Here is a 14,472-nt window from a genome sequence, read left to right as displayed (position 1 = left end):
TTTTATAACCATGAATGTATAATAATACATATCTTTGAATAAATAGACGGGGGAAACACGGATGAATAATGCAATCAGAGCAGCGATCATTGGTTCAACAGGTTATGGTGGTGTTGAGCTGATTCGTTTTTTAATCAACCATCCATATGTAGAGATTACTTCAGTTATCTCTTCCTCCAGTGCAGGGGAATCGATAGTTGCCCATTTTCCTCATTTGAATCATGTGATGGAATTGGATTTAGATCAAGTAAATATAGATTTAATCAAACAGAAATCAGACATTGCATTTACAGCAACACCTTCAGGAGTTAGCTCGGCGTTAATTCCTGATTTACTAGAAGCAGGGCTCAAGGTCATTGATTTATCAGGAGACTACCGATTGAAGTCTGGGGAAATATATGAAAAGTGGTATCACCACAAACCACCTTTAACCTCTCATTTAAATCAAGCCGTGTATGGTTTATCTGAAGTATTTACAGAGGACATACGAACAGCGGAGCTTCTTTCTAATCCAGGTTGTTATCCAACAGCTGCTAGTTTAGGTTTAATTCCTGCTTTGTTTATGAAAAAGATTGACCCCGAATCCATCATTATCGACGCTAAATCAGGTGCTTCAGGTGCGGGAAGAAAACTAGGATTATCTGTACATTATGCGGAATTAAATGAAAATTTAAAACCTTATAAAGTGAATCACCATCAACATATTCCAGAAATAGAACAGACATTAAGCAGGTTTGTGGGAGAACAAACAACCATTACATTTACTACCCACTTAGTTCCGATGACTCGTGGAATTATGTGCACGATGTATGCAAATTTAGTAGAACCTTGTGACGAACAACAATTGATAGATCAATATCGAACGTATTATAATGGTCGACCTTTTGTGCGAATTCGAAACAAAGGGAATTGGCCGTCTACGAAAGAAGTAGCAGGATCAAATTATTGTGATATTGGTTTTTCAATTGATGAACGTACTGGCAGACTGACGATAATTTCAGTCATAGACAATGTAGTGAAAGGTGCTGCTGGTCAAGCGATACAAAATTTGAATTTAATGATGGGATGGGACGAAACTGCTGGATTGGAAATGATACCAGTGTACCCATAATGAGGAGAAGAGACAGATGATTTCTGAACAGACATTTAAAATCATACGAGACGGTTCTATTACGACCCCAAAAGGTTTTAAAGCTTGTGGACTACATTGTGGAATAAAAAGATCTAAGCGATATGATCTTGGTTCTATCGTTTGTGAAGTTCCAGCAGAAGCAGCAGCTGTATATACATTAAATAAAATTCAAGCTGCACCTTTAGGAATCACTAAAAACAGTTTGCAAAAAGAGGGCAAACTACAAGTCATCGTTGTGAATAGTGGGAATGCAAATGCTTGTACTGGAAAACAAGGGGAAGCAGATGCACTTCATATGAGAACTGAAGCTGCAAATGTGTTAGGACTGCCAGAGCACTATGTTGCCGTTTCATCGACTGGTGTTATAGGAGAATGTTTGCCAATGGATAAAATTTTAGATGGAATCAGAAGCTTGCCCTCCAACGTAAGTACTGAAGGTGGTAGAGGTTTCGGCCAATCTATTTTAACAACAGATTTAACAGAGAAAAATGTATGTGTAGAAGTAGAAATTAACGGAAAACCGGTATACATCAGTGGAGCAGCTAAAGGTTCAGGTATGATACATCCGAACATGGCAACGATGCTTGGATTCATTACTACAGATGCAAACATACAAAGTGCTCAGCTCCAATCTCTATTAAATGAAGTGACAGATCTTAGCTTTAATATGATTACGGTTGACGGAGATACAAGTACGAATGACACCGTGATGGTCATGGCAAGTGGGTTAGTGAATAATGACTCTTTACATCAAAATCATCCAGATTGGTTCGTTTTTAAGACCGCTTTTCAATATGTATGCGAAGTTTTAGCCAAAGAAATTGCTAGAGATGGTGAAGGAGCTACCAAACTAGTAGAAGTTGAAGTCGTGGGAGCAGAAACAGATGAGGACGCTAGGAAAGCAGTAAAAACAATCATAGGTTCTAGCTTAGTAAAATCAGCGATTTTTGGTGCAGATGCTAACTGGGGAAGGATTATTGCAGCAGTAGGTAGAGCAGATATTCCAGTTAATCCAGATACCATCGATATCCGACTAGGTGAAATTAAGATGATGGAACAATCAACGCCGATTACATTTGACGAGCATCAGGCTGAATTTTACTTGAAGAAAGCAAATGAAATTCACATTCATGTCAATCTGAATATTTCTAATGGATGTGCAAAAGGTTGGGGATGTGATCTGACTTATGAATATGTACGAATCAATGCTTCCTATCGAACCTAAGTGAATAACCTCTAAAAATGAGAGGCTATTTCATAGCTTACTAGATTATAAAGGAGGTGCATCATGCGGTGTATCATGAATCCCAAAAGTTTTGTGCTTAAATGTGGAGGCAGTACGTTAGAGGAACTGCCCAAAACCTTTTTCCAAGAGTTAAAAATTCTTCAAGATGAAGGATACTCACCCGTGATAGTCCATGGTGGAGGTCCAGCGATCTCAAACACACTAACTAAATTAAATATTGAAACAGAATTTATCAATGGACTGCGAAAAACAACAAATGAAGTATTAGACGTTGTTGAAATGGTTCTTTCAGGAAAAATGAACAAAGAAATCGTTCGAAAAATTCAAATGAATGGTGCCAACACTTTAGGGATTTCAGGTGTAGATGGGAACCTGCTTGAAGCGGAACCTGTTCATAATGCAGAGGAAATTGGTTACGTCGGGGAAATTAAACAGGTAAATGCAGAACTCATCCAAAGTTTAACCAACTCAGGTTATATACCAGTTATTGCTCCTATCGGAATAGATCGCAACGGACAAAGATACAATGTGAATGCGGATACAGCCGCAGGTGCAGTGGCTTCCCATATAGGGGTCCATAAAATGATCGTAGTCACAGACGTACCGGGCATTTTGAAAGAGGTCAACCATCAAAGTGAAGTGCTACCTAACGTAACAACAAATGAAATTGAAGAGATGATTCACTTTGGTGAAATCTTTGGAGGGATGATCCCAAAAGTTCGAGCAGCCATGAAATGTATCCAAGGAGACGTACAAGAAGTCATAATTGTTAACGGATCAGAGCCTAACGTACTAACGAAAGTGCTGAAAGGCGAAACTATCGGAACGCGGATTACAAAGTAACTAATTAACTGACTCCTCACAAGTAGTTTGCTTTTGCGACTGACTTGTTGCGGTTTTTGCAAATGGAAGGAGTGAAAGCAAACTACTTGTACTTGAAATACATCCAAATTTTTTAAACTTTAATAAAGAGGTGAAAACGAATGAGTGAAAAAAGCTGTCTATTTCCAACCTATGCAAGATTTCCAAGGAGACGTACAAGAAGTCATAATTGTTAACGGATCAGAGCCTAACGTACTAACGAGAGTGCTGAAAGGCGAAACTATCGGAACGCGGATTACAAAGTAACTAATTAACTGACTCCTCACAAGTAGTTTGCTTTTGCGACTGACTTGTTGCGGTTTTTGCAAATGGAAGGAGTGAAAGCAAACTACTTGTACTTGAAATACATCCAAATTTTTTAAACTTTAATAAAGAGGTGAAAACGAATGAGTGAAAAAAGCTGTCTATTTCCAACCTATGCAAGATTTCCAATTACATTTGTTAAGGGGGAGGGAAGTCGATTATGGGATGACCAAGGCAACGAATACCTTGATATGATGAGCGGTCTTGCGGTGACAAACTTAGGGCATGCACCCAGGTCTGTTAAACAAAAAGTGAAAGAACAGCTGGATCAGCTGTGGCATGTATCCAATCTTTTTACCATTTCGAATCAAGAAAAACTAGCCTCTCTATTAACAAATATATGCTGTGCTGACGCAGTGTTTTTCTGTAATAGCGGAGCGGAAGCGAATGAAGCAGCTATTAAACTTGCTAGAAGATATAAACAAAAGGTTTTAGGTGAAGATAAATATGAAATTATTACATTTAAACAATCTTTCCATGGTAGAACTTTAGCAACGTTAACTGCAACAGGACAGGAAAAAATTCAAAATGGCTTTTTACCTTTACCAGAAGGATTTGTTTATGCTGAATATAACAATAGTGCTGATGTGAAAAAACATATAAATGAAAAAACATGTGCTGTAATGTTGGAAATGGTGCAAGGAGAAGGTGGAGTTATACCAGCGGATGTTACCTTCGTAAAGGAAGTTTCTGATTTATGTAAAAAACATGATTTATTATTGATCGTTGATGAAATCCAAACAGGGTTGGGACGTACAGGGAAGTGGTTTGCGTATGAACACTACGGAATTGAACCAGACATTATTAGCTTAGCAAAAGGACTAGGGAGTGGTCTTCCTATTGGTGCGATGTTAGGCAAGGGAAAATTAATAGAAGCTTTTAATCCAGGAAGTCATGCAACTACATTTGGTGGTAATCCAGTGATAACATCGGCAGCTATAGCAACCATTGAAACAATGACAGAATTATTTTTACCAGCAAGAGCGATGGAGCTAGGGGAATGGATGATCGCTCAATTAACTGATCGATTAAAAGATAATCCAATTGTAAAAGAAGTTCGAGGCAAAGGACTGATGATTGGAATTGAATGCGTCCATCCTGTTGCAGAAATTATAAAAGAAGCTCATGAGGCAGGGTTGTTAGTTGTAGGAGCAGGTCCGAATGTCATTCGATTATTACCAAATTTACTTGTGGAGAAAAAAGAATTACAAAAAGCCATTGATGTCATCTGTACGAAACTTGAGCAACATAAAACAGCTTGGAAGGAGAAGGTACAATGAGTGTATTAGAGAAAGATCTGATTTTTAATTTAAAAGGAAGAGACTTCTTAGCCCTTATTGATTATTCAACAGAGGAAATTCAATATTTAATTGATTTTGCTAACAAATTGAAACAAACACAAAAATCAGGAAAGTTATATCAACCGCTAAAAGGAAAAACTTTAGGGTTAATTTTTGAAAAATCATCCACTCGTACTAGAGTTTCTTTTGAAGTGGGAATGTATCAATTAGGAGGCTCAGCTTTATTTTTAAGTAAAAATGATCTTCAGATTGGACGTGGTGAGAGCATTTGGGATACAGGGCGTGTAATGTCAGGGTATTTGGACGGAATTATGCTTCGCACGTATGAACATCGTAAATTAGTAGACTTAGCTAGAGGATCAACCGTACCAGTGATCAATGGTTTAACCGATTTGTCACACCCTTGTCAAGTATTAGCTGATTTGCAAACCATTGTTGAACAAAAGGGGAAATTAAGTGGTTTAAAAATCGCTTATATCGGAGATGGCAATAATATGGTTCATTCGTTAATGATGGGAGCTGCTAAAGTAGGAATGAATATATCTGTGGCTACACCTTTTGGGTATGAACCAGACAGTGAAGTCATAAAATTATCTCAAGAGAATGGATTAGCTACTGGTGCAAATGTTGAGGTTCATAACGATCCAAAACTAGCAGTGGAAGAAGCGGATGTAATTTATACAGATGTGTGGGCAAGCATGGGATTTGAAGAAGAGCAAAGTGAAAGAGAAGAAGCCTTTAAGGATTTTCAAGTAAATGAAAACCTAACTCAATATGCCAAATCCGATTATTTATTTATGCACTGCCTACCAGCACATCGAGGTGAAGAAGTGACAGGAGATATCATGGACGGAAAACATTCCATTGTATTTGAACAAGCCGAAAATCGTTTACATGCACAAAAAGCAATTATGGCATCCATACTATAAGTTTTTTAATTTAATTTTGATCTTAGAAAATAGATATATATTGATTTGTTCTTTTTAAGTAATTTGCATCATATTTTTCATCATTATAAATTTTTAAGGGGATTGAAACATGAGTAAAGAGAAAATCGTATTGGCTTATTCAGGAGGTTTGGACACTTCCGTAGCCATTAAATGGATTCAGGAAAAGTATAATTATGATGTCGTTGCAGTTGCACTAGATGTAGGAGAAGGTAAGGATTTAGATTTTGTTCGTGAAAAAGCGTTAAAAGTAGGGTCGATAGAATCTTATGTGGTAGATGCTAGAGAGCGTTTTGCTGACGAGTTTGTATTGCCTGTCATTAAAGCAAATGCAATGTATGAAGGGAAGTACCCTCTAGTATCTGCTCTTTCACGTCCTTTAATATCACAAATCTTGGTAGAGTTTGCTGAAAAAACAGGGGCAGTTGCGGTAGCTCATGGCTGTACGGGAAAAGGGAATGACCAAGTTCGTTTTGAAGTCTCTATTGCGGCTTTAAATCCAGATCTAAAAGTCATTGCACCTGTACGAGAGTGGGGACTTTCTAGAGACGAAGAGATTTTATACGCTCAAAAACATAATATTCCTATCCCGGTAGACTTAGATAATCCATATAGTGTTGATCAGAACTTATGGGGGCGTGCCAACGAATGTGGTATTTTAGAAGATCCTTGGGCTGAGCCACCTGAAGGTGCCTATGATATGACTGTTCCATTAGAAAAGGCATTGGATACACCAGAAGAGATTGAATTAACTTTTGAGCAAGGGGTTCCAGTTGCGATCAATGGAGTGCAAAAACCATTATATAAATTAATTTTAGAATTAAATGAAATTGCAGGACGACATGGAATTGGAAGAATTGATCATGTCGAAAATCGTTTAGTCGGTATCAAATCTCGTGAAATATATGAAACACCAGGTGCGGTCGTGATTATGAATGCACATAAAGAGCTGGAGTTTCTAACACTACCACGTGAAGTTGCCCAATTTAAACCGATCATTGAACATAAATTTTCACAGGTCATTTATGAAGCTTTATGGTTCTCACCGATTCGTGAAGCATTGATGGCATTTATTGAAGAAACACAAAAAAATGTTTCAGGTATAGTACGCATTAAACTGTTTAAAGGACATGCAACGGTTGTTGGGCGTAAATCAGAGAAATCATTGTATGATCTAGAATTAGCAACATATAATTCGTACGACAAATTTGATCATAATTCAGCAGTAGGTTTTATCGAGCTATTTGGATTACCTACTAAGGTTCAAGCGAAAGTGAATAAAAAGTAGGAGTGAATTCACGTGTCAAAACTTTGGGGCGGACGTTTTACAAAAAAAACAGACCAATTAGTAGAAGCGTACACTGCATCGATCTCATTTGATCAAGAGTTAGCAGAGGAAGATATTCAAGGTAGTTTGGCTCATGTACAGATGTTAGGAAAATGCGGTATCATTCCTTCTGAAGATGCAGATAAAATTACAGAAGGTTTACATGCTGTTCTTAGCAAAATTCGTCGAGGAGAAGTTGAGTTCTCCGTTGCTGATGAAGATATTCACATGAATATCGAAAAACTGCTTATTGAGGAAATTGGTTCTGTAGGAGGCAAATTACATACAGGTCGAAGTCGGAATGATCAAGTTGCTACAGATATGCATTTATATTTACGCAAGAGAGTGAATGAATTTGTAGAGCTATTAAATAAATTGCAACAAGCATTGATTGGACAAGCAAAACAACATACCGAAACCATTTTACCAGGGTATACACATCTTCAACGTGCTCAACCGATTCTGTTTGCTCATCATATGATGGCTTATGTCTCTATGTTTCAAAGAGATATTGAAAGATTACAGGATAGTTATAAACGAATTAACACTTTACCTCTAGGTGCTGGAGCATTAGCGGGAACAACATTCCCGATTGATCGTCTGTTCGTAGCAAAGGAATTAGGTTTTGAGAGAATTTATAATAACAGCTTAGATGCTGTTAGTGATCGTGATTTTATTATTGAGTTTTTATCTAATGCGTCTATGATCATGATGCATCTATCTCGTTTGTGTGAAGAGTTGGTATTATGGTCTAGTGATGAATTTAATTTTGTAGAATTAGACGATGCTTTTTGTACAGGAAGCAGCATTATGCCACAGAAGAAAAATCCGGATGTTGCTGAACTAGTTCGTGGAAAAACAGGACGTGTATACGGACATCTTATAGGCCTATTGACATTATTAAAATCACTTCCATTAGCCTACAACAAAGACATGCAAGAAGATAAAGAAGGTATGTTTGATACCGTGAATACATTACAAGGTGCGTTACAGTTGTTTGCTCCAATGATTGAAACGATGACTGTGAAGAAAGAGCAAATGAGACAAGCAGTAAATGAGGACTTTTCTAATGCAACAGACATTGCGGATTACTTAGTAAACAAGGGTCTACCATTCCGACAAGCGCATGAAGTGATCGGAAAAGCAGTGTTACACTGTATACAAAACAAAAAGTACCTATTAAACTTAGAGCTTGAAGAATTTAAACAATTTTCTAGCTTGTTTGAAAAGGATATATACGAAACTCTTCAACCTGAGCAGGTTGTAAATGCTAGAAACGTGTACGGGGGTACGGCCTGCAATCAGGTAATAGAAGCGATCAATCGCGCGGAAGAAGCAATACAAGAAACAGAGCAATGGATTGACAAGTATATTGAGAAGAACTAGAACTAGAACTAAAATAAAATACTAGATTTGTTACCGTCTGATTAAATTATTCACATGTGTTGTATTTCTTGAATATGATAGTTAGAGGTGGTATGGGTGAATATTAAAAATATTGAAGAAAGACTTGACTTTATTGAGTTTAGACAGCAGTTATTATTTTATAATTCTCCATCAAATCGACTGTTTTTCCAGTTTGAAATTACAAGGAAACAAAACGGCAAGATTATGGAGTTGATGGATAAGTGTAGAGATATGATCCAACAAGGCAAAGATGTTACTAGCTCAAATTTTGAAATGAGAATGGAAGAAATTTGTCCACAACTTAAAAGAAATTACCATTTTTCAGAACATATTACACAGGCATTTCATGAAGAAGGAAGGTGGAGAGAAGTTTTTGAAAAATTGTATGGACATAAGGCAAAATCTTAAAATTGTATGAAATAAAGGTTAAATAGTGCACCCATTTTGGTGCTTTTTTTATTTTGCGCGTTTAGCCAAGCTAATTACAATTAATAAAAGTCTTATTAAGTAAGATTTAAGTCACCTTATAGCTGAAAGGAAACTGGAGAAGGAAATCCTAAGGTTGAATCCCTGAAAAGAAAATATTATGTAGATCAACAGGAAATACACATATTATGCATTAATTTCATGGACATTACAGTTATTCTATATTATTCTATCAAAATTGGTTACATAATTTACTATAAGGTGGTAGAAAGATGAAGAAGACATTTAAGGTTATATTTTCAGTTATTTTAACTATGGTGATGTTGGTATCTGCTGTTCCTGTTTTTGCAGAAGAAGAGGGATTTTGGACAGAGGTTGCTAGTTTGAATCAAGTAAGAGACACTTTCCAAACAGAAGTAATCGATGGGAAGATTTATGTTATGGGTGGGTCTACTTCAATTATAGAAGTATATGATCCCCAGACCAATAGTTGGACAGAAATAACTAGTTTGAATCAGGAAAAACACAGCTTTCAAACAGAAGTGTTTAACCAAAAAATCTATTTATTTGGTGGATACGACGATACTGTTTTTGATGCTACTTCAATTGTAGAAGTGTATGACCCTCAAACAAATACTTGGTCAACATTAACTAGTATGAATCAAGAGAGATATAATTTTCAAACTGAGGTAATTGATGAGAATATATATGTAATAGGTGGGCATAGTGGATCTGGAGGAGAGTATCTTCCAAGTTTAGAAAAATATAATCTTCAAACGAATAGTTGGACAAGTTTATCTAATATGAACCAAGAAAGAGCTCAATTTCGAACGGAAGTAGTCGATGGGAAAATTTATGCGATAGGTGGACGTAATGATAGTGGTCATCTTTTAAATGTAGAAGTATATGATCCTCAAACGAATAGTTGGATTGAACTAGCTGGTATGAATAGTGGGAGACACACTTTCCAAACAGAAGTAATCGATGGGAAGATTTATGTTATGGGTGGGTCTACTTCAATTATAGAAGTATATGATCCCCAGACGAATAGTTGGGCTATTTTATCAAGTTTGAACCAATCAAGATCTCAATATCAAACTGAAGCAATTGAAGGTGAAATCTATGCAATTGGAGGGGCAAGCAATGGAACCGCTTTGTCAAACGTTGAAATATATGACCCTCAGACAAATACTTGGACAGAAATAGCTAGTATGAATATTACTAGATTTTCTCATCAAACGAATGTAATCGATGGGAAGATTTATGCGATAGGTGGACGTAATGAAGGTAATTCCTTATCAAGCGTAGAAGCTTATTCTCCAATAATAAACTCAATCCCTAACACTCCATTAAACCTAACAGCAGAAGCAGGGGACTCACAAGTAACTCTTTCCTGGGATGAGGTAGCAAACGCAGAATATTACATCTTAAAAAGATCAACAACATCAGGTGGACCATATGAAGTAATAGATAATGAAATATTTGATTCATCACTAGTAGATTCACAAGTAGAAAATGGAACAACTTACTATTACGTAGTATCAGCAGTAAACTCAGGAGGAGAAAGTGAAAATTCAAATGAAGCATCAGCTACACCAGAAGCATCAGTAGTCATAAATAATAATAGAGCAATCTTAGTAATTGTATTAGAAAACGGACAAGAGAAAGAATATGATGTAACTATGAGTGAAGTTGAGGAGTTTGTTATTTGGTACCAAGGCAACTTAACAGTAGCTTATGCTATAGAAAAAACAGGTAACAAGGGACCATTTTTAAGTAGGAAAGACTATATCATACATGATAATATACTTACCTTTGAAGTAAATGAATATGAAGTAACTCAATAATTATTAGCTTAGGAGTCTCAGAAATGGGGCTCTTTTTGTTTGGGGAAACATTTATGTGAGCTAGAAGAGTGAAATAAGATGAAAAAGAAAATATTATGTAGAGTAACAGATAAAATACATATCATGCATTAATTTCATGGACATTACAGTTATTCTATATTATCCTATCAAAATTGGTTACATAATTTACTATAAGGTGGTAGAAAGATGAAGAAATCATTTAAAGTTTTATTTTCAGTTGTTTTAGCCATGGTGATGTTGTTATCTGCTGTTCCTGTTTTTGCAGCAGAAGAGGGAGTTTGGACTGAGGTTGCTAGTTTAATTAATGGTAGATATGATCACCAAATGGAAATAATTGATGGTGAGATTTATGCTATAGGGGGAACTGAGTATGGAGTAGGTTACCGTACAAGTGTTGAAGTATATAATCCGCAAATTGATACATGGGAATCAGTGGCGAATATGAATATACCCAGGAGTCAATTCCAAACGGAAGTGTTAAATGGAAAAATATATGCACTTGGAGGTGACTCAACTGCAGAAGTATACGATCCCCAATTAAATTTGTGGACAGAAGTTACAAGTTTGAATCATAGTAGGATACGTCATCAAACAGAAGTAATCGATGGGAAAATATACGCTGTAGGTGGAGATTTTTTAACTAGTGCAGAAGTATACGATCCCCAATTAAATATATGGACAGAATTAGCGAGTATGCGCAGAGATAGGTACTTATTTAAAACAGAAGTAATCGATGGAGAAATATACGCTGTAGGTGGAAGAAGCAATGGAGTTGAAATACCTCATGTAGAAGTGTATAACCCTCAAACGGATACTTGGTCAGAAGTAGCAAATATGAATCAAGCACGAATGGATCATCAAACAGAAGTGATTGATGGTAAATTATATGCAATAGGTGGAAGAACTCAAGAAGGTCTTAAAATCTCAAGTGTAGAAGTTTATGATCCTCAGTTAAATACCTGGACTGAGTTAAAAAATATGATTACAGGAAGGTCTTATTTTAAAACGGAAGTGTTAAATGGTAAATTATATGTGATAGGTGGGATAAATCAAGAAAATGTTAAGATATTAAACGTAGAAATGTATGATCCGGAATTTAACACCTGGACTGAGCTTGATAGTTTAATTGTAGAAAGATCTGGTTTCCAAACAGAAGTAATCGATGGGAAAATATATGTAGCTGGTGGATTTAATAATGGAAGTCTTTTTAATGTGGAGGCAATTTTAATTTCTTCTTTAGACACTCCAATAAACCTAACAGCAGAAGTAGGAGATTCACAAGTAACTCTTTCATGGGATGAAGTAGAAAACGCAGAATATTACATCTTAAAAAGATCAACAACATCAGGAGGACCCTATGAAGTAATAGATAATGAAATATTTGATTCTACACTTGTAGATATGAATGTTGAAAATGGAACAACCTACTATTATGTAGTATCAGCAGTAAATGCAGTAGGAGAAAGTGAAAACTCAAATGAAGCATCAGTAACACCAGAATCAACAGTTGAAGAAATCAACAATAGAGCAATTTTAGTCATTGTTATGGAAAATGGACTAGAGAAAGAATATGATATAACCATGAATGAGGTTGAGGACTTTATTAACTGGTACCAAAGTAATCTATCAGTAGCATATGCCATAGAAAAAACAGGTAACATGGGACCATTTTTAAATAGAAAAGACTATATCATACATGATAATATCCTTACCTTTGAAGTAAATGAAAAAACTATATTAGCTTAGGAGTCTCTGAAATGGGGCTCTTTTTGTTTGGGGAAATATCATCCAGTGTGCTAGGTGAGGGAAATAAAAGAAAAAATTATGTAGAGTAACAGATAAAATACATATCATGCATTAATTTCATGGACATTACAGTTATTCTATATTATTCTATCAAAGGTTATTACATAATTTACCTAGAAGGTGGTAGAAAGATGAAAAAGTCATTTAAGGTTTATTTTTAGTTGTATTAGCTATGATGATGTTGTTATCTGCTGTTCCTGTTTTTGCAGCAGAAGAAGGAGTTTGGACTAAATTATCTAGCTTAAGTAATGCGAGAACAGATCATCAAATAGAGGTCTTAGATGGTAAAATATATGCAATAGGTGGACAAGGTGATGACATATTATCAAGTGTAGAGGTATTTGATCCCCAAACAAACGCATGGACAGAAGTATCTAATATGAGATTGGGAAGACAGTATCATCAAACAGAAGTCTTAGATGGTAAAATATATGCAATAGGTGGACGAGATGATATTACTGGTAATCGTCTTTCAAGTGTAGAGGCGTACGATCCACAAACAAACATTTGGACTGAATTGGCTGGTATGAATCATACAAGAGAAAAATATCAAACGATAGTCTTGAATGGTAAAATATACGCAATAGGTGGGTATGATAATGCTAGTAATCGTCTTTCAAGTGTAGAGATGTACAATCCACAAACAAACATTTGGACTGAATTGACTAGTATGAATCATACAAGAACAAGACATCAAACAAAGACCATAGATGGTAAAATATATGCTATAGGTGGTTCAAGTTCAAGTTTAGAGGTGTACGATCCACAAACAAACATTTGGACTGAATTGGCTAGTATGAATCTTACAAGAGTAAGTTATTTTCAAACAGAAGTAATTAATGGGAAAATTTATGTCATAGGTGGGCAAGATGATGCTGGAGTATATCTTTCAAGTTTAGAGGTGTACGATCCACAAACAAACATTTGGACTGAATTGGCTAATATGAATCAAGTAAGGGGTATTCATCAAACAGAAGTAATTAATGATAAAATCTATGCTATAGGCGGGCGAGATGATGCTGGTGTTCGTTTTTCAAGTGTAGAAGTATATGATTCACAAATAAATACTTGGACAGAAGTTGCAAGTATGAATCAAATCATAAACGGTCATCTAACAGAAGTGGTTAATGGTAATATTTATTCAGTAGGTGGATCTGATGGTGTTACCCGTTTACCAGTCGTAGAAGTTTACACTCCAATATCTAATCCGATCCCTAACACTCCACTTAATCTAACAGTTGAAGCAGGAGACTCACAAGTAACTCTAAATTGGGATTTTGTTGAAGGAGCTGAAAGCTATACAGTAAAACGGTCAACTACATCTGGTGGTCCATATAACATTATAGCTGAGAATGTAATAAACACCACGTACCTAGATTCAGATGTGGTAAATGGAATAACATACTACTATGTAGTATCCGCAGTAAATATAGTGGGGGAAAGTGAAAACTCAAACGAAGTATCAGCAACACCAGAATCAACAGTTGTAGAAATCAACAACAGAGCAATTTTAGTCATCGTTATGGAAAATGGACTAGAGAAAGAATATGATTTAACTATGAATGAGGTTGAAGACTTTATTAACTGGTATCAAAGTAATCTATCAGTAGCATATGCCATAGAAAAAACAGGTAACATGGGACCATTTGTTAATAGAAAAGATTATATTATACATGATAATATACTTACATTTGAAGTTAATGAATACAAAGTAACTCAATAATTGATATTAGCTTAGGAGTCTCAGAAATGGGGCTCTATTTGTTTGGGAAAATATCACCCATGTGTGCTAGGGAGACAGGATGAAAAGAGAATATTATGTAGAGT

At 35.9% G+C, this 14,472-nt stretch carries 11 protein-coding genes and 1 pseudogene; all 12 read left to right on the top strand.

Features of this window, described 5'->3' with window-relative positions:
- Positions 1 to 61: 61 nt before the first annotated feature.
- On the top strand, positions 62 to 1,111 hold the full coding sequence (argC, locus tag VQL36_RS20505) for an N-acetyl-gamma-glutamyl-phosphate reductase (protein ID WP_349251061.1): 1,050 nt from the start codon (positions 62 to 64) through the stop codon (positions 1,109 to 1,111).
- A gap of 16 nt (positions 1,112 to 1,127) precedes the next feature.
- Entirely contained in the window at positions 1,128 to 2,357 is a 1,230-nt protein-coding gene (argJ, locus tag VQL36_RS20500) for a bifunctional glutamate N-acetyltransferase/amino-acid acetyltransferase ArgJ (RefSeq protein WP_349251060.1), read from the top strand.
- Positions 2,358 to 2,420: 63 nt separating this feature from the next.
- Complete coding sequence (gene argB / locus VQL36_RS20495; protein ID WP_349251059.1) at positions 2,421 to 3,221, top strand: acetylglutamate kinase; 801 nt, start codon at positions 2,421 to 2,423, stop codon at positions 3,219 to 3,221.
- 186 nt (positions 3,222 to 3,407) lie between these two features.
- A pseudogene (locus VQL36_RS20490) lies at positions 3,408 to 3,506 on the top strand (acetylglutamate kinase); the annotation flags it as partial.
- Positions 3,507 to 3,646: 140 nt separating this feature from the next.
- A complete protein-coding gene (locus VQL36_RS20485) occupies positions 3,647 to 4,843 on the top strand; it encodes an acetylornithine transaminase (protein ID WP_349251058.1) in 1,197 nt (398 codons plus the stop codon).
- A complete protein-coding gene (gene argF, locus VQL36_RS20480) occupies positions 4,840 to 5,793 on the top strand; it encodes an ornithine carbamoyltransferase (RefSeq protein WP_349251057.1) in 954 nt (317 codons plus the stop codon). The genes VQL36_RS20485 and argF overlap by 4 nt, the downstream gene beginning before the upstream one ends.
- Before the next feature lie 109 nt (positions 5,794 to 5,902).
- The gene (locus VQL36_RS20475; protein ID WP_349251056.1) at positions 5,903 to 7,099 is read left to right on the top strand and encodes an argininosuccinate synthase; all 1,197 of its coding nucleotides are present in this window, start codon (positions 5,903 to 5,905) and stop codon (positions 7,097 to 7,099) included.
- A gap of 12 nt (positions 7,100 to 7,111) precedes the next feature.
- Complete coding sequence (argH, locus tag VQL36_RS20470) at positions 7,112 to 8,524, top strand: argininosuccinate lyase (RefSeq protein ID WP_349251055.1); 1,413 nt, start codon at positions 7,112 to 7,114, stop codon at positions 8,522 to 8,524.
- A 96-nt stretch (positions 8,525 to 8,620) separates the two neighbouring features.
- Positions 8,621 to 8,953 (top strand): DUF1878 domain-containing protein, encoded by a 333-nt coding sequence (locus VQL36_RS20465; RefSeq protein ID WP_349251054.1) that lies wholly within the window; start codon positions 8,621 to 8,623, stop codon positions 8,951 to 8,953.
- Between the two features lie 290 nt (positions 8,954 to 9,243).
- A complete protein-coding gene (locus VQL36_RS20460) occupies positions 9,244 to 10,818 on the top strand; it encodes a kelch repeat-containing protein (RefSeq protein WP_349251053.1) in 1,575 nt (524 codons plus the stop codon).
- A 207-nt stretch (positions 10,819 to 11,025) separates the two neighbouring features.
- Positions 11,026 to 12,585: a Kelch repeat-containing protein gene (locus VQL36_RS20455; protein WP_349251052.1), complete on the top strand. Its 1,560-nt coding sequence runs from the start codon at positions 11,026 to 11,028 to the stop codon at positions 12,583 to 12,585.
- Positions 12,586 to 12,817: 232 nt separating this feature from the next.
- Positions 12,818 to 14,368 (top strand): Kelch repeat-containing protein, encoded by a 1,551-nt coding sequence (locus tag VQL36_RS20450; protein WP_349251051.1) that lies wholly within the window; start codon positions 12,818 to 12,820, stop codon positions 14,366 to 14,368.
- Positions 14,369 to 14,472 lie beyond the last annotated feature (104 nt).

It is taken from the genome of Chengkuizengella sp. SCS-71B (assembly GCF_040100845.1).
Taxonomy (GTDB): domain Bacteria; phylum Bacillota; class Bacilli; order Paenibacillales; family KCTC-33759; genus Chengkuizengella.
Note: the sequence above shows the minus strand (reverse complement) of the source record. Positions and strands in the feature narration are given on the sequence as shown.